The 15,436-nt window shown below is 76.5% G+C and carries 19 protein-coding genes; 8 read left to right on the forward strand and 11 right to left on the reverse strand.

What is annotated here, in order from left to right:
* Positions 1 to 5: 5 nt before the first annotated feature.
* On the forward strand, positions 6 to 1,034 hold the full coding sequence (ruvB, locus tag A2CP1_RS05035; protein ID WP_012525076.1) for a Holliday junction branch migration DNA helicase RuvB: 1,029 nt from the start codon (positions 6 to 8) through the stop codon (positions 1,032 to 1,034).
* Positions 1,035 to 1,049: 15 nt separating this feature from the next.
* Here the strand turns inward: ruvB and A2CP1_RS05040 are convergent, their stop codons facing one another.
* The gene (locus tag A2CP1_RS05040) at positions 1,050 to 1,790 is read right to left on the reverse strand and encodes a rhomboid family intramembrane serine protease (protein ID WP_012632359.1); all 741 of its coding nucleotides are present in this window, start codon (positions 1,788 to 1,790) and stop codon (positions 1,050 to 1,052) included.
* 287 nt (positions 1,791 to 2,077) lie between these two features.
* On the opposite strand from A2CP1_RS05040, the gene lpxC reads away from it, so the two are divergent.
* Entirely contained in the window at positions 2,078 to 3,004 is a 927-nt protein-coding gene (gene lpxC, locus A2CP1_RS05045) for a UDP-3-O-acyl-N-acetylglucosamine deacetylase (RefSeq protein WP_012632360.1), read from the forward strand.
* 87 nt (positions 3,005 to 3,091) lie between these two features.
* On the forward strand, positions 3,092 to 4,123 hold the full coding sequence (locus A2CP1_RS05050) for a DUF2804 domain-containing protein (RefSeq protein ID WP_012632361.1): 1,032 nt from the start codon (positions 3,092 to 3,094) through the stop codon (positions 4,121 to 4,123).
* Here A2CP1_RS05050 and A2CP1_RS05055 read toward each other — a convergent pair whose 3' ends face one another.
* Positions 4,124 to 4,603 (reverse strand): SRPBCC family protein, encoded by a 480-nt coding sequence (locus A2CP1_RS05055; RefSeq protein WP_012632362.1) that lies wholly within the window; start codon positions 4,601 to 4,603, stop codon positions 4,124 to 4,126.
* 188 nt (positions 4,604 to 4,791) lie between these two features.
* Between A2CP1_RS05055 and A2CP1_RS05060 the strand changes: the two genes are divergently transcribed.
* Together A2CP1_RS05060 and A2CP1_RS05065 are read left to right on the forward strand one after the other, a co-directional pair.
* A complete protein-coding gene (locus tag A2CP1_RS05060; protein WP_012632363.1) occupies positions 4,792 to 5,274 on the forward strand; it encodes a hypothetical protein in 483 nt (160 codons plus the stop codon).
* Positions 5,271 to 5,510, forward strand: a complete 240-nt coding sequence (locus A2CP1_RS05065; protein WP_012525082.1) for a hypothetical protein — start codon at positions 5,271 to 5,273, stop codon at positions 5,508 to 5,510. Before A2CP1_RS05060 ends, A2CP1_RS05065 begins: the two co-directional genes overlap by 4 nt.
* Positions 5,511 to 5,567: 57 nt before the next feature.
* Here the strand turns inward: A2CP1_RS05065 and A2CP1_RS05070 are convergent, their stop codons facing one another.
* The 4 genes from A2CP1_RS05070 to ku all read right to left on the reverse strand — a co-directional run bounded on the left by A2CP1_RS05070 (position 5,568) and on the right by ku (position 8,426).
* Complete coding sequence (locus A2CP1_RS05070) at positions 5,568 to 6,011, reverse strand: hypothetical protein (RefSeq protein WP_012632364.1); 444 nt, start codon at positions 6,009 to 6,011, stop codon at positions 5,568 to 5,570.
* On the reverse strand, positions 6,008 to 6,460 hold the full coding sequence (locus A2CP1_RS05075; protein WP_012632365.1) for a phage holin family protein: 453 nt from the start codon (positions 6,458 to 6,460) through the stop codon (positions 6,008 to 6,010). Before A2CP1_RS05075 ends, A2CP1_RS05070 begins: the two co-directional genes overlap by 4 nt.
* Positions 6,461 to 6,590: 130 nt before the next feature.
* On the reverse strand, positions 6,591 to 7,532 hold the full coding sequence (gene ligD / locus A2CP1_RS05080; protein ID WP_012632366.1) for a non-homologous end-joining DNA ligase: 942 nt from the start codon (positions 7,530 to 7,532) through the stop codon (positions 6,591 to 6,593).
* 3 nt (positions 7,533 to 7,535) lie between these two features.
* Positions 7,536 to 8,426, reverse strand: coding sequence for a non-homologous end joining protein Ku (gene ku / locus A2CP1_RS05085; protein WP_012632367.1), 891 nt, complete (start codon positions 8,424 to 8,426; stop codon positions 7,536 to 7,538).
* A 115-nt stretch (positions 8,427 to 8,541) separates the two neighbouring features.
* Here ku and A2CP1_RS23400 point away from each other — a divergent pair, with 115 nt between their 5' ends.
* Both A2CP1_RS23400 and A2CP1_RS05090 read left to right on the forward strand, forming a co-directional pair.
* On the forward strand, positions 8,542 to 8,718 hold the full coding sequence (locus A2CP1_RS23400) for a hypothetical protein (RefSeq protein ID WP_012632368.1): 177 nt from the start codon (positions 8,542 to 8,544) through the stop codon (positions 8,716 to 8,718).
* Positions 8,719 to 8,768: 50 nt separating this feature from the next.
* Positions 8,769 to 9,968 carry an esterase/lipase family protein gene (locus tag A2CP1_RS05090; protein WP_012632369.1) on the forward strand — a complete coding sequence of 400 codons (1,200 nt, stop codon included), beginning with the start codon at positions 8,769 to 8,771 and terminating at the stop codon, positions 9,966 to 9,968.
* Positions 9,969 to 9,986: 18 nt separating this feature from the next.
* On the opposite strand, the gene A2CP1_RS05095 is transcribed toward A2CP1_RS05090, so the two are convergent.
* The 3 genes from A2CP1_RS05095 to A2CP1_RS05105 all read right to left on the reverse strand — a co-directional run bounded on the left by A2CP1_RS05095 (position 9,987) and on the right by A2CP1_RS05105 (position 12,546).
* The gene (locus tag A2CP1_RS05095) at positions 9,987 to 11,261 is read right to left on the reverse strand and encodes an acetyl-CoA hydrolase/transferase family protein (RefSeq protein ID WP_012632370.1); all 1,275 of its coding nucleotides are present in this window, start codon (positions 11,259 to 11,261) and stop codon (positions 9,987 to 9,989) included.
* 118 nt (positions 11,262 to 11,379) lie between these two features.
* Positions 11,380 to 12,144 carry a TSUP family transporter gene (locus A2CP1_RS05100; RefSeq protein ID WP_012632371.1) on the reverse strand — a complete coding sequence of 255 codons (765 nt, stop codon included), beginning with the start codon at positions 12,142 to 12,144 and terminating at the stop codon, positions 11,380 to 11,382.
* A gap of 39 nt (positions 12,145 to 12,183) precedes the next feature.
* Complete coding sequence (locus A2CP1_RS05105; protein WP_012525091.1) at positions 12,184 to 12,546, reverse strand: response regulator; 363 nt, start codon at positions 12,544 to 12,546, stop codon at positions 12,184 to 12,186.
* Positions 12,547 to 12,745: 199 nt separating this feature from the next.
* Between A2CP1_RS05105 and A2CP1_RS05110 the strand changes: the two genes are divergently transcribed.
* On the forward strand, positions 12,746 to 13,348 hold the full coding sequence (locus A2CP1_RS05110) for a DUF4126 domain-containing protein (RefSeq protein ID WP_012632372.1): 603 nt from the start codon (positions 12,746 to 12,748) through the stop codon (positions 13,346 to 13,348).
* Here the strand turns inward: A2CP1_RS05110 and A2CP1_RS05115 are convergent.
* Together A2CP1_RS05115 and A2CP1_RS05120 are read right to left on the reverse strand one after the other, a co-directional pair.
* The gene (locus A2CP1_RS05115) at positions 13,267 to 13,881 is read right to left on the reverse strand and encodes a methylated-DNA--[protein]-cysteine S-methyltransferase (RefSeq protein WP_012632373.1); all 615 of its coding nucleotides are present in this window, start codon (positions 13,879 to 13,881) and stop codon (positions 13,267 to 13,269) included. The genes A2CP1_RS05110 and A2CP1_RS05115 overlap by 82 nt on opposite strands.
* Complete coding sequence (locus A2CP1_RS05120) at positions 13,878 to 15,419, reverse strand: AlkA N-terminal domain-containing protein (RefSeq protein ID WP_012632374.1); 1,542 nt, start codon at positions 15,417 to 15,419, stop codon at positions 13,878 to 13,880. The genes A2CP1_RS05115 and A2CP1_RS05120 overlap by 4 nt, the downstream gene beginning before the upstream one ends.
* Positions 15,420 to 15,436 lie beyond the last annotated feature (17 nt).

Below are 15,436 nucleotides of genomic sequence, written 5' to 3' on the forward strand. Positions count from 1 at the left end.
CGACCATGACCGTGAAGCCGCTCCGCGACGTGACCCCGAAGCCGCTCGAGGGCGAGGAGCGCCTGGAGCAGTCGCTCCGCCCGGCCACCTTCGACGACTACGTCGGCCAGGTGAAGATCGTCGACAACGTGAAGGTGTACGCCGCCGCCGCCCGCCAGCGCGGCGAGTCGCTCGACCACGTGCTGCTCTCCGGCCCGCCCGGCCTGGGCAAGACCTCGCTCGCCCACATCCTGGCGCGCGAGCTGGGCGTCACCCTGCACGTGACGAGCGGCCCGGCGCTGGTGAAGAAGGGCGACCTGGCCGGCCTGCTCACCGCGCTCGCCCCGCGCGACATCCTCTTCATCGACGAGATCCACCGGCTCTCGCCGGCCGTGGAGGAGGCGCTCTACCCGGCCATGGAGGACTACCGCTTCGACGTGGTGCTCGGCGCAGGCCTCGGCGCCCAGACCATGGAGATGAAGCTGGAGCGATTCACGCTGGTCGGGGCCACCACCCGCACCGGCCTGCTCGCGAGCCCGCTCCGCGACCGCTTCCCCATCCAGGAGCGGCTCGAGTACTACGGCCCGGCCGAGCTGAAGGAGATCGCGGTGCGGGCCGCGCGCAAGCTGGGGCTGCCGGTGGACGAGGACGGCGCCGAGGAGCTGGCGCGCCGCGCCCGCGGCACCCCGCGCATCGCCATCCGCCTGCTGCAGCGCGCCCGCGACTTCGCGCAGGTGGAGGGGGATGGGCGGCTCACGCGCGAGGTGGTGGACCGCACGCTGCGCCGCCTGGAGGTGGACGCCCGCGGCCTCGACGCGATGGACCGCCGCATTCTGGCGGCGGTCATCGACACGTTCGGCGGCGGGCCGGTGGGCATCGACGCGGTGGCCGCCGCGGTGGGCGAGGAGTCGGGCACGCTCGAGGACGTGTACGAGCCGTTCCTGGTGCGCGAGGGGTACCTGGCGCGCACGCCGCGCGGGCGGGTGGCGCTGCCCGCCGCGTACGCGCACCTCGGGCGCGACCGCCCCGGTGGCAAGCAGGGCTCGCTGGTCTGATCGCGGCCCCCGCGGCTACCAGCTCACCCGGCGCGCGCGCCAGGTCGGGCGCCGCCCCATGAGCCGCACCAGCAGCCATCCCGCCACGAACCCGCCCACGTGCGCGAACAGCGCCACGCCGGTGTTGCCGCCGAAGAAGATGGAGAGGACCTGCAGCAGGAACCACAGGCCGATGAAGAACGCGGCCGGCACCGGGATGATCCGGATGAAGATCACGATGATGACGAGCGTGGTCACCCGGGCCCGGGGGAACAGCACCATGTAGGCGGCCAGCACGCCGGCGATGGCGCCGCTCGCGCCCACCATCGGGACCTCGAGATCGCCGGTGGCCGCCGAGGCGACCACCTGGACCACCGCGGCCACCACGCCGCACGCCAGGTAGAACAGCACGAAGCGCCCGCGTCCCAGCGCGTCCTCCACGTTGTTCCCGAAGATCCACAGGAACAGCATGTTGGAGCCGACGTGGACCAGCCCCCCGTGCAGGAACATGGCGGTGAGGACGGTGAGCGGCGGCGGCACGAGATCGCGCGGGTAGACGTCGGAGAACGTCAGGATCTCGAACGGCACCACCCCGCCGCGGAGCGCGGTGTCGCCCAGGCGCGCGCCCACGTACTCCATGAGGCGGCCGGAGGCGAGCGCGTCGGGCAGGGCGAGCACGTCCACCTGCCACAGGAACGCGAGCACGTTCGCCGCGATGAAGAGCAGGGTGACCGCCGGTGTGCGTTCGGTGGGGACGTCGTCGCTGAGCGGGATCACGTGGGCTCGCCTCGGCCGGCAATGCTATAAGGCCGCCCGCCCACCCGGTGACCCGATCGTCCGCTCTGACATCCGTGTCGTGGCGGTGTCGCCCGGAGGACGGGGTTCCGACACCCTCGCGGAGCGGACTGACCCGGCCGCGGGAGGGTGGGGCGAAAAGGCTCGGTAGGAACGAGGGGTTAGCGGCAGTGCCGCGGACCCATGAAGTGCCCGGAAATCGGGTTGATTGGCACGTCGATTGCTCGGAAGGGGGCCGCCCGGGCGACGCGCCCAGAACGGACTTGGACATGGCTTCCTGGAATCAGCGAACGGTCGCGAAGCGGGTCTCCTGCACGGGGGTGGGCCTCCACTCCGGCCGGCCCGCGACCCTGACGCTCGCGCCCGCCCCGGCCGACGCCGGCATCACGTTCGTCCGCATGGACCTCGGCGTCGAGATCCCCGCGCGCAACGAGCACGTGGTCGACACGATGCTCTCGACCTCGCTCGGCCGCGGCAGCGCCCGCGTGGCCACGGTCGAGCACGTCATGGCCGCGCTGCACGGCATGGGCATCGACAACTGCCGCGTCGAGGTGGACGGCCCGGAGATCCCGATCCTGGACGGCTCCGCCGCGCCGTTCACCTGCCTCGTGCAGGAGGCCGGCGTGAAGGTGCAGCCCGCCGGCAAGCGCTACCTGGTCGTCGACCAGGCCGTCGAGATCCGCGACGGCGACAAGCTGGCGCGCCTCGAGCCCGCGGAGGGCTTCTCGGTCTCCTTCACCGCGGACTTCGGCCACCCGCTCATCACCGACCAGTCGTTCCAGGTGAAGCTGGGCGAGCGCGCCTTCGAGCGCGAGGTGGCCCGCGCGCGCACGTTCTGCTTCCGGCGCGACATCGAGAAGATGCAGGCGATGGGGCTGGCCAGGGGCGGCAGCCTCGAGAACGCCATCGTGGTGGACGAGTTCTCGATCCTGAACCCCGAGGGGCTGCGCTTCCCGGACGAGTTCGCGCGGCACAAGGTGCTCGACGCGATCGGCGACCTGGCGCTGTTCGGGCTCCCGGTGGTGGGCGCGCTCGTCGCGGTGAAGAGCGGCCACGCCATGAACCAGGCGCTGGTGAAGAAGGTCCTGGCCGACCCCGCCTCGCATCGCGTGGTCCGGGTGACCGGCGAGGCCGACGCGCCGGCGCTCCGCGCGAAGGTGCCGGCCCTCGCGATCCACGAGGGCTCCGCGGCCTAGCGGCTGCGCCGCCCCGGCGCGCGCACGCGTTGGGGCGCGTCCGCCCGGGCCGCCCCGGCGCGCCGCGCCCGGCGGTACGCTCGCGGCGTGGACCTCGCGCCCCGCCCGCTCCCCGCCGCGCCGGCCGCCATCCTCGACGCCGCAGGGACGCCGTGCCTCGGCGCCTACCACGGCACCGTCGCCTCCGCGGCGCTGCGGCCGCTCGCGCCGCCCGGTCTCGCCGGCGCGGTCGCGCACCTGGCGCGCGCGAAGCGCTGGGTCTACGTGTTCGCGGCGGGTGAACGGGCCGCGCTCGGGCTGGCGGTGGTCGAGGCGGGGTGGTTCGCCGGCGCGTTCCTGTGGGTGCTGGACCGCACCGCCGGGCGGATGCTGGCGGAGCGGCGCGGCTCGGGCCTCCCCGGGGTGAACGCGCGGGTGGAGGAGCGCCCGTGGGGCGGCGCCACCTGGCGCGGGGGCGGCCTGGAGCTCCGCGTCACCGGCGCGCCCGGTGCGCTGCGGGTGGAGGGCGCCGGCCGCGGGGGGCTCGCGCTGGACCTCTCGCTCGACGCCGCCGGCGCGCCCGGTCCGCTCACCGTGATCGCGCCGGTGCCCGGCGCCGGGCCGCGGCTCACCGAGAAGCGGGCCGGGATGGCGGCGCGCGGCGCGGTGCGCCTGGGCGGCCGGAGCCTGCCGCTCGACGGCGGCGCCGGCGGCGCCGACTTCACGGCCGGGCTGCTCGCCCGCCGCACCGACTGGCGCTGGGCCTTCGGCACCGGCTTCGCCGCGGACGGCGCGGCGCTCGGCTTCAACCTGTGCGCCGGCTTCGGCCTGCCGCCCGGCGACGCCGCGGAGAACGCGCTGCTCGCCGGCGACGGGCCGCTGGCGCTGCCGGCGGTCGCGTTCGCGTTCGACCCGGCGCGACCGCTCGCGCCGTGGCGCGTGGAGAGCGCCGGCGGCGCCGTGCGCCTCGCGTTCCGGCCGGAGGCGGTCCACCGCGAGGACGTCGCGCGCGGCGTGGTGCGGACGCGCTTCGCGCAGGTGGCGGGGACGTTCGAGGGGGTGCTCCCCGCGCCCGGCGGCGGTGCGCTGGCCGTCGCCGGGCTGCCCGGGGTGGTGGAGGACCACCGCGCGGTCTGGTGATCAGCGCATGGGATCGTGGTGCGGCTCGCCGGGGCGGATCTCGCCGCGCCAGCCGCCGGACTCGACGCCCCGCTCCTCGATGTAGCGCTTGAAGCGCTCGAGGTCGCCCTCCACGCGCCGCGACACCACGCCGAGGATGTCCCCCGCCTTCTCCACGAAGCCCTGCGGGTCGTACTCGAGCGCGAGCGTCACGCGGCAGTGCCCGTCGTCGATGGGCGTGAACGTCACCACGCCGCGGTTCACCGCGCCGCGGGTGTGGCGCCAGGCGATCTGCTGGTCGGGCATCTGCTGCACGATCTCGGCCTCCCACTCCTCGCGCTTCCCGGCGATCTTCGCGACCCAGTGCAGCGTCCGCTCGTCGAGCTGGTGCACCGCCTCGACGCCCTCCATGAAGCGCGGGAACTCCTCGAACTGCGTCCACTGGTCGTAGACCGTCCGCACGGGGCGGTCGATCTCGATGCTCTTCTCCACGCGTGCCATGTCGTCCTCCTCGTACCCGCGAACCTAGGCATGGACCCCTGGTGCGTCCGGACGCCCGCGGTGGCGCGCGGCCGGAGGGCCCCGGTCCGTCCGCCGGGGCGTGCGCTCGCGGCGCGCGGGGCCGGCGCCCGGCCGGCGGGCGCGGGCGGGGCGGGCGCGCGAGGGCGGCGCGGCACCGGCGCCGGGCCGTGGCCATCCTCGTGGACGTGCTCGCGGCGCGTCAGATCGGGGGCGGGGAGGCGGGGCGCTCCTGGGAGCGCCCGCTCGCGCTGGGCCAGGGCGCGTTCTACGCGGCCACCGGCGCGTGGCCGCTCGTCCACATGCCGAGCTTCGTGGCGGTCACCGGGCCGAAGCTCGAGCCCTGGCTGGTCCGGACGGTGGGCGTGCTGATCGGCACGATCGGCGCGACGCTCCTCGCCGCCGGCGCACGGCGCCGGATCACGCCCGAGGTCCGGCTGCTCGCGCTCGCGAGCGCGGCGGGCATCGCGGCGGTCGAGCTCTGGTATGCGGGGAGGCGCCGCCGGATCGCGCCGGTGTACCTGCTGGACGGCGCGGGCGAGCTGGCGCTCGCGGCCGCGTGGGCGGCGGTAGGGGCCGGGCGGCGGCTCCGCCGCGGCGCCGGCCGAGGGTGGGCGGAGGCCGGGGCGACCGGCCGGGAGGAAGCGCGATGACGGGGAGCTGCGAGGTCTGCGGGAACGAGTACGACAAGGTGTTCGAGATCACGGCGAGCGGGAAGCGGCACGTGTTCGACAGCTTCGAGTGCGCCATCCAGGCGCTCGCGCCGCGCTGCGCGCACTGCGGGTGCAGGGTGATCGGGCACGGCACGGAGGCGGGGGGGCGGATGTTCTGCTGCGCGCACTGCGCCCACCACGCGGGCGCGCACGAGATCCAGGACCGGGTCCAGTGAGCAGCGCGGCGGCGCTCCCGTAGACGCGCCGCCGCGCCCGTGCGCCGCGGCCCCGCCTCAGCGGGCGCGGGCCGCGGCGGGCGCAGCGCGCGCCGGAGGCGGGCGCAGGTAGCGGTCCACCACCGCGCGGCGCACCAGCGCCACGGCCAGCGTGCTCGCCGCCGCGGCGGCCGCCTTGCGCAGCACGCTCGGCTCGGCGGCCACGCGGTGCGGGTGATCGAGCAGCCGCGCCAGCGCGCGCCGGGCGTCGCGGGCCCGCACCGCCGGGCGCCGCCGCTCCGAGCGGGCGCGCACCGCGAGCGCGATCAGGCCGCCGACCACCAGCGCCGCGGCGCTCGCCGCGATCGCCGCCGCCACCGGGTGGCGCCGCGCCTGCAGGCCGAGGTCGAACAGCTCGCTCCGGCGGCGGTCCAGCTCGCCGACCAGCATCCCCAGCTCCCCGCGCAGCGCGTCGATCTCCCCCGACACGCGGCGCACCTGCCCGTCGGCGTCCGGCGTCATGCCACCTGCTCCTTCGCCCAGCGGACGCCGTCCTGCAGCGACCGGCGGGTCGTGTCGAGCGGCTTGCGCACGCGGCGCCCCCAGCCCCACAGGCCGGCCGCGGTCCCGACGGCCAGCACCACCGCGGCGACCACCAGCGCCGCCGCCCAGCCCGGCAGCACGCCCGCCTCCATGAGCGCCAGCACCACCGCGGTGAGCAGGAGCTGCACGGTGAAGATCCCGCACAGGCCCGCCACGCCCAGCCCGCTCGCCATCTTCGCCTCGGCGCGCAGGTCGGCCCGGAGCTCCGCCTTGGCGAGCTCGACCTCCTTGCGGGCGAGCGCGCTGGCCTTGCGCGCCAGCTCCGTCACGAGATCGCGCGTCGGCAGCTGGCGCACCGCTTCGGTCGCGCCGCCCGGGTGCACGGGCGGGACATGCGTGGGCCGGCCGGGCCGGTGCTGCGCGGTCATGGCTCTCTCTCCCCCCGGCGCGGTGAGTGCGCGCGCCGAGGACAAGGTGCGACCGCGGCGCAGGGCGCGCCACGCGCCGCAGGCGTGCCGCCGCCGCGGCCGGGGCGCCCGCAGGCGCCGCCGATGGGGCTCACGCGCCGGCCGCCCGCTCGAGCTCCGCCGGGGCGGGCAGGCGCTGGCGCAGCGTCAGCACCGGGGCGAACAGGTCCCCCACGCGCTCGACCCGCCGGAGCACCGCGCCTGCCTCGAACACCAGCCCGCCCGCGTCGCGGGTCCGCACGGCCTTCTCCACCTCTGCCCAGCGGAGCGGGGTGGAGACGGTGGGGCGCGGCCGCGCCCGGAGCGAGTAGACGCAGACGGTGGTCTTGTGCGGGTCGTTCTGGCTCCAGTCCACCAGCACCTTGCCGCCGCGGAGCGCCTTCGCCATGCGCTCGACCACGAGCTGCGGGTGGCGGCGCTCCAGCACGCGGGCGACGGCGTGCGCGAACGGCTTCGTGTCCGCGTAGGTGGCGCCGGAGAGCGGCACGTACAGCTGCATGCCCTTCGAGCCGGAGCTCTTCGGGAACGCCTCCAGGCCCAGCGCGGCGAGCAGCCGCCGCAGCAGCAGCGCCACCTCGCAGCAGGCGAGCAGCTCGGCGGGCGGGCCCGGGTCGAGGTCGAACACGAGCGCGGTGGGCCGCTCCACGTCGTCCACCCGCGACAGCGAGGGGTGGAGCTCCAGGTCGGCGATGCTGGCGAGCCACACCAGCGAGGACAGGTCGTCCACCACGCAGTAGTCGATGTAGTCCTGGTTGCCCTCGCTCCAGATCGCCTCGGTCCGGAACCAGTCCGGGCGGTGGCGCGGACAGCGCTTCTCGTAGAAGTGCGGCCCGTCCACGCCCTCCGGGTAGCGCTTCAGCGTGAGCGGCCGATCCCGCAGGTGCGGCAGGAGCACGGGGGCGACGCGGCGGTAGTAGTCCACCACCTCACCCTTGGTGAAGCCGGCCTCGGGGTAGAAGACCTTGTCGAGGTTGCGCAGCTGGATCCGCCGCCCCTCCACCTCGACCTCCACGCCCTGCTGCGCGCGCGCCACGGATCACCCGCGCTTCTTGCGCGACGCGCGCGCGGCGCGGGGCCGGCCGGTGGTCCGGGCCGCGGCCGCGGGCGCGTGGCGTCGCTCGCCTCGCGCCGGCGCCTCGGGCTCGGCTCCCCGCCGGCGGGCCGCCGCGAGGCTGGCGGAGAGCGCGTCGGCGAGGCTCACCACCTCGGCGCCGGCCGGCTCGGCGGCGGGCGCCTCGATGGTCTGGCCCTCGGCCTTGCGCTCGATGAGCTCGAGGACGCGCTCGCGACGCAGGTCCGGGTAGCGCTCGGGCTCGAACGGCCCGGAGAGCGACGCGACGAGCTGCTCCGCCATCTGCAGCTCGCGCGAGGACGGCTCGCCCGCCTCCGGCAGCTCCAGCGAGCCCGGCGAGTCGATCTCGTCGGCGCGGTTCATGGTGGAGAGCGCCAGCGCGCCGCCGGCCGCCGGGCGCACGCAGCAGAGCGACTCGCGCGTGCGCAGCACCGCGGTGGCGATCGCGACCTTGCCCGCCTTGCGCATGGCGTCGCCGAGCAGCCGGTACGCCTTCGCCGCGCTGCGGTCGGGCACGAGGTAGTAGCTCGCCTCGAAGAACGCCGGGTCGATCTCGGAGAGCTCCACGAAGTCGTGGATCTCCACCGTGCGCGTGGCCTTCGGGTCGAACGCCTCCAGCTCCTCGCGCGTCACCGTCACGTAGCGGCCGGGCGACACCTCGTACCCCTTCACGATGTGCTCGTAGGGGACCTCCTTCTCCTCTGTCGAGCAGAAGCGGCGCAGCTGGATGCGGGCGCCGTCCGCGTCGTGCAGCATGTGGAACCGCACCTCCTTCTGGTGCACCGCGGTGTAGAGCTTCACCGGGATGTTCACCAGGCCGAAGGTCAGCGCGCCGCTCCAGATCGCCCTCGCCATCGGGATGCCTCCGGACGAACGTTCCATCCCCCGGCCGGCGGCGGCAACGCGCGCCGGCGAGGACGGGGTTCACCTCGGCTGGTGATAGCCCCAGCTTGCGGGGAGGGGAGGAACCATGAAGGGCGAGCCCAAGGATCAGCCACGCAAGGACCCGAGCAAGGCGCCGCGCACCGATCTCCCGCCGACGCGGGAGCCCTATGACGACGGCTACTTCGGCACGGGCGAGGAGGAGGGCGTCGAGCGCGAGCGCGAGGCCCCCGAGCCGGCGAAGGATCGGGAGCGCGGGCGGTAGGCGGGACGCCGGGTTGGCCGGAACCACGCGCTGCGGCATGCTGCGTCGCGATGAGGACGCGCGTCGACGTCACGGATCTGCGGGGATGGGGCCGGCTCGCGTTCGACGCGACGCTCGGGGTGACCGCCGTCGTCGAGGGCATGCACCACAACATCGCGCGCGGCCCGTGGTTCCTCGACGCGCCGCCGAGCGCGCGCACCCGCGGCCTCACCGGCCTGGTGTATGGCGCGGTCCGGGGCGTCACCCGGATCGTGGGGGAGGGCTACGACGCGGCGCTCTCGCGGGCCGCCGGCCGGACCGGGCAGGCCAGCTCGCCCCGGCGCGAGGCGGTCCTGGCGGCGCTGAACGGCGTGCTCGGCGATCACCTCGTCGCCTCCCGCAACCCGCTCGCGATCCCGATGCAGCTCCGGTCCGGCGGCCGGCCGGTCGCGCTCGAGCCGCGCGCGCTGCGCGAGGCGATCCCGGGTGCGACCGGGAAGGTGGTGGTGCTCGTCCACGGCCTGTGCACGAACCACCTGCGCTGGCGGCGCCGCGGCCACGATCACGGCGCCGCGCTCGCGCGCGATCTCGGCTACACGCCGCTGTACCTGCACTACAACAGCGGGCTGCACGTCTCGACCAGCGGGCGGGGGCTGGACGAGGTCCTGGAGGCGCTGGTGCGCGCCTGGCCGATGCCGCTCGAGGAGCTGAGCCTGCTCGGCCACAGCCTCGGCGGGCTCGTCGTGCGGAGCGCCTGGCACCAGGGGGCGGCCGCGGGGCACGCCTGGCCGCGGCGGCTGCGGAGCGCGGTGTTCCTCGGCACCCCGCACCACGGCGCCGCGCTGGAGCGCGGCGGCAACTGGATCGACGTCGTGCTGGGCGTCAGCCCGTACACCGCGCCGCTCGCGCGCCTCGGGCGGATCCGCAGCGCCGGGATCACCGACCTGCGCCACGGCAACGTGCTCGACGAGGACTGGCAGGGCCGGGACCGCTTCGCGCGATCGCCGGACCGGCGCCGGCCGGTGCCGCTGCCGCCCGGCGTCCGGTGCCTCGCGGTCGCAGGGACGACCGCGCGCGGGCGGGGCGCCGCGGCCGACCTCCTGGGCGACGGGCTGGTCCCGCTCGCCAGCGCGCTGGGCCGCCACCGGGATCCCCGGCGCACCCTCGCGTTCGGTCCGGCGGGCCGCGCCATCGCGCCCGGGGTGGGCCACCTCGACCTGCTCTGCGACCCGGGCGTCTACGCGCGCGTGCGCGAGTGGCTCGCCGGCTAGCGCGGCGCGGCGGCCCGGCTACCAGGATCCGAACCGGCGGCGCGCCTCGGCGGTGAGGACGTCGCGATGCTTCGGGTGCGCCACCGCGATGAGCGCGGCTGCGCGCTGGCGCAGGTTCTTGCCGAACAGGTCGGCGATGCCGTGCTCGGTGACCACGAAGTGGACGTGCGCGCGGGTGGTGACGACGCCCGCGCCCGGGCGCAGCACCGGGACGATGCGCGACTCGCCGGCCGCGTTCGTGGAGGGCAGCGCGATGATGGGCTTGCCGCCGTCGGAGAGCGCCGCGCCGCGGATGAAGTCCATCTGGCCGCCCACGCCGGACACCTGCCGCTCGCCCACCGAGTCGGCGCACACCTGGCCGGTGAGGTCCACCTCGATGGCGCTGTTGATGGCGGTGACCTTGGGGTTGCGGCGGATCACCGCGGTGTCGTTCACGTAGGCGATGTCGAGCATCGCGACGAGCGGGTTGTCGTCCAGGAAGTCGTAGAGCCGGCGGGTGCCGTGCGCGAAGCCGGCCACGATCTTGCCCGGGTGCACGCGCTTCAGCTCGCCGGTGATGACGCCCTTCTCCACCAGGTCCACCACGCCGTCGGAGATCATCTCGGTGTGGATGCCGAGCCGGTGGTGGTCGCCGAGCGACGCCAGGGTGGCCTGCGGGATCGCCCCGATGCCGAGCTGCAGGCAGGCGCCGTCGTCCACCAGCTCGGCGCAGTGCCGGCCGATGGCGCGCTCCACGTCGGTGAGCGCCCGCACCGGCGCCTCGTGGATGGGCTCGTCCACCTCGACCATGTAGTCGATCGCGTCCACGTGGATGAGGCCGTCGCCGTGGGTGCGCGGCATGCGCGGGTTCACCTGCGCGATCACGGTCCGGGCGGTCTGCACCGCGGCGCGGGTGACGTCCACCGACACGCCCAGCGAGCAGAAGCCGTGGCGGTCCGGCGGCGAGACGTGCACCAGCGCCACGTCGAGCGGCAGGATCCCGGAGCGGAAGAGCTGCGGCACCTCGGAGAGGAACACCGGCAGGTAGTCGCCGCGCCCCTCCTCGATCGCCTTGCGCACGTTCGGCCCGACGAACAGCGCGTTCACGCGGAAGTGCCGGGCCATCTCGGGCGCGGCGTACGGCGCGTCCCCCTCGGTGTGGATCGAGACGATCTCGACGACGCTCAGCTCGGGCGCCCGCGCGGTGAGCGCCTCGATGAGCCGGCGCGGCGCCGCGGCGACGCTGTGCAGGAACACCCGGTGGCCGGACTTGACGACGGAGACGGCCTCCTCGGCGGAGACGATGCGGCTCATCGGCAGGGCTCTCCTCTCGAGCAGGGCGGTGCGGCGCGCCAGTGTACCAGCGGGGGGCGCGCCTTTGCACCCGTGCCGGGCACCTCGCCGCCGGCCGCGCGGCCCAGGGCGCGGCGCGTCAGGACCGCATGTCCCACGCCAGCTTGACGGCCAGGGCGAGCGTCACCAGGACCGCGGTGCGCCGGACCAGCGCGTCGCCGCGCCGGACCGCGAGGTGCGCGCCGATCCACCCGCCGGCGAGCTGGGCGGCGGCCATGGGCACCGCGATGCGCCAGACCACCACGCCCTTGATCGAGAACAACGCCACCGCCGCCAGGTTGGACGCGAAGTTCACCACCTTCGCGCCCGCCGAGGCGCGCGCCAGCCCGTCGCCGAGCAGCGCCACGAACGCGACGATGAGGAACGTGCCGGTGCCCGGGCCGAAGAAGCCGTCGTAGGCGCCGATCGCGAGCGCGATCGCCCCGGCGACGAGCGGCGTCCCCTCTCGGCGCGCGCCCTCCGGGCGGGCGGGTGGCCCGCGGCGGAGCCCCACGAACAGCGCGGCGAACGCGAGCAGCGCCAGGACGACCGGCCGCAGCGTGGCCGGGGGCACGAGCAGCACCAGCCCGGCGCCGGCCAGCGAGCCGGCGAGGCCGAGCGGGAACGTGACCCGCGCGCGCCGCCCGTCCACCATCCCGGCGCGCGAGAACCGCACCAGCGCCGCGAAGGAGCCGAACACCGACTGGCCCTTGTTCGTCCCGAGCGCGAGGTGCGGCGGCAGCCCGGTCCAGAGCAGCGCCGGGAGCGTGAGCAGGCCGCCGCCCCCGGCGATCGCGTCCACCACGCCGGCGAGCAGGGCGACGGCGGTGAGCGGGGCGAGCTGGGCGAGGCCGACCTCGGGCATGGCGCGCGGTTCTACCACGCGCCGGCCCGGGCGCGCGGTTCACCGCGCGTTGCGCTCGACCGCGTCGATGAGCTCGCCCAGGCCGATGGGCTTGTAGAGGATCTCGCGGGCGGTGAGCGGCGCGCCGTCGAGCCCCCGGCTCGCGGTCATCACCACCACCGGGATGTCGCGGAGCCGGTCGTCGCGGAGCTGCGCCTCCCGGAACTGCCAGCCGTTCATCTCCGGCATCATGAGGTCGAGGAGGATCAGGCTCGGGTCGCCGCCGTGCCGCAGGTAGTCGAGCGCCTCGCGCCCGTTCTCGAACAGGCGCGGCTCGTAGCCCTCCTCCTCGAGCAGCTCGCCCAGCGTCTCGCGGAGGTCGGGGTCGTCGTCCACGACGACGATGGTTTCGTGGTCCGCCATGTGCGCTCGACTCGTATAGCCCCGGACGGCGGCCCGCAACCTCGCGCCCTGGCCGGTGCTGCCCCCCGCCTCTGAGGGTGGCCCCTGCTGGCGCGCCCGGCACGTCCATCGAGCGTGGGACGGGCCGGCAGACGGGCGCCTCCTGGTGGGTCGTCGGGTGGCCCCGCACGCGCACCGCCGGTTCGGTTAGGCTCCCCGCGTGGAGCCGCTCACCGCCCTGGCGCAGGCGCTCGGCCTCGCGTTCGCGTCGGGGATCAGCGCGTACGCGGCCGCCGCGTTCGTGGGGCTCGCGGGCCACCTCGGCTGGATCGGACCGCTGCCGGGCGCGCTCGGTCTGCTGACGGACCCGTGGGTGTTCGGGACGGCGGGCGCGCTCGCGCTCGTCGAGGCGCTCGCGATGCTCGTGCCCGGGATCGCCACCGCCTGGGAGGCGATCCACACCGCGATCCGGCCGTTCGCGGCCGCGGCGCTGGCGGTCCTCGCCACCTGGGGCGAGCCGCGCCTCGCGGTCGTCGCCGCGCTGCTCGGCGGCGCGCTCGGCCTCGCCACGCACGCGACCAAGCTCGGGCTCCGCGCCACCATCGACACGTCGCCCGAGCCGGTGACGAACGCGGCCGCGACCACCGGCGAGCTCGGGGTGGTGGCGGCGCTCGCCTGGGCGATCTGGGCGCACCCCTGGATCGCGCTCGCGGCGGCGCTCGTGCTGCTCACCGCGCTGCTCTATGTCGTGCGGGCGCTCTGGCGGACCGTGGCCCGCGCCATCGCGGCCCTGTTCTCGCCGCCCACCGCGCCGGGGTCCTGAGCGAGGCCGGTGGGCGCGCGGAGGGCGGCGCCGTCCAGCGCGGCGCGCTCGTGCGCCAGCAGCCAGCGCTTCCGGTCGAGGCCGCCGGCGTAGCCGGTCAGGCTCCCGTCCGCCCCGATGACGCGGTGGCAGGGGATGGCGATCGCGATCGGGTTCCGCCCGTTCGCGAGGCCCACCGCCCGCGCCGCGCCCGGCCGCCCCAGCGCGGCCGCGAGCGCGCCGTAGCTGCGGGTCTCGCCGGCCGGGATGCGGCGCAGCTCGGCCCAGACCTGCCGCTGGAACGGCGTGCCCCCCGGATCGAGCGGGAGCCCGTCCAGCGCGCCGAGGTCGCCCGCGAACCAGGCGCGCGCGCGGGACGCCAGGCCGAGCGGGTCGCGGCCCGCGCGCAGCGCGAGGTCGGGGCCGAAGCGCCGCGCCAGCGCCGGGCGCAGCAGCGGCGTGTCCCCCAGGTCGAGCGCGCAGAGCGCGCGCCCGTCCGAGACGAGGTGCACCGGGCCGATGGGCGACTCCACCACCACGTGCTCGAGCGTCATGACCGCCTCCCCTTCTTCCGTGCGCCGGGCGCCGCGCGTGCGCGGGGCCGCAGGCTCGTCCACAGGTGCAGCGCCGCGTACGCCCGCCACGGGCGCCAGCGCTCGGCGCGTCGCAGCAGCTCCCCGGGCGCCGCCCGCCCGCGGCCGCGCAGGCCGCCGAGCGCGGCGAGCAGGCCGAGGTCGCCCTCCGGGAACGCGTCCGGCTGGTGCAGCGCCCGCATCGCCACGTACTGCGCGGTCCAGCGCCCGATGCCGGGCAGCGCGTCGAGGCGCGCCACCGCGTCCTCCAGCTCGCCGCCCGGCGCGAGCAGGGACGGGTCGTCTCGCACCGCGGCGCCGATCGCGGCGAGCGTGGCGGCGCGGGCGCGGGTCAGCCCGAGCCCCTCCAGGTCGGCGCCGGCGAGCGCCTCCGGGCCGGGGAACAGCCGCGACAGCGCGGGGTCGCCGGAGTCCACCGGGGCGCCGAGCCGCGCCGCGAGGCGGCCCGCCAGCGTGCGGGCCGCGGCGACGCTCACCTGCTGCCCGAGCACCGCGCGCACCACCAGCTCGAACGGCTCCCACGCGCCCGGCACGCGCAGCCCGGGCCGCGCCGCGACGAGCGGCGCGAGCAGCGGATCGCCCGAGAGGTGCGCGCCGATCGCCCGGGCGTCCGCGTCGAGGTCGAGCAGCCGCCGCAGGCGCTCCACCGCGGGCGCGATCGCCGCCACCCCCGGCAGCCGCAACGTCGCGACCAGGCCGCGGCCCCGCGGATCGGGCCGGACCTCGACCGTGCCCGCGGCGCCGTCGAGCGCCACGGTGCGGCGGTACGCGCCGTCCGACACCTGCTCGACGCCCGGGATCGCGCGCGCGCCCAGGAACCCGAGCAGCGCCGGCCAGTCGTACGGCGCGGTGTGCGGCAGCGCGATCGCGATCGCGCCGTCCGGCGGCGGGGCGGACGCGCCGCGCCGCAGCGCGCCCGGCGGACGCCGGAACGTGCGCCGCACCGCCTCGTTGAAGCGACGCACGCTCCCGAAGCCCGCCGCGGAGGCCACGTCGGCGAGCGGCAGGGTGGTGTCGGCGAGCAGCCGCCGGGCCAGCAGCACGCGCTGCGCCTGCGCGATCCGGACCGGCGGCGCGCCCACGTGCCGGGCGAACAGGCGGCGGAGCTGCCGGCCGCCGACGCCGACGCGCTCGGCGAGCGCCTCCACGTCGTCGCGCTCGCCCCAGGCGCCCGCCGAGATGAGCGCGAGCGCGCGCGCCACCGTGTTCGCGGTGCCCCGCCAGCCGGCCACGCCGGGCGCGAGCTCCGGCCGGCAGCGCAGGCACGGCCGGAAACCGGCCGCCTGCGCGGCGGCGGCGCTCGGGTAGAACGCGCAGTGCTCCCGGCGCGGCGTGCGCGCCCGGCAGATCGGGCGGCAGAAGATCCCGGTGGAGAGCACCGCGGTGAAGAAGCGGCCGTCGAACCGCGCGTCGCGGGCGACGTGGGCGCGCCAGCAGGCGCCGGCGTCGAGGCCGGGGATCGCGGGCGGCGGGGCGGGGCGGGGCATGCGCGGCATCATGGCCGCGGTCCGGCCGC

Source organism: Anaeromyxobacter dehalogenans 2CP-1 (assembly GCF_000022145.1).
Taxonomy (GTDB): Bacteria; Myxococcota; Myxococcia; order Myxococcales; family Anaeromyxobacteraceae; genus Anaeromyxobacter; species Anaeromyxobacter dehalogenans.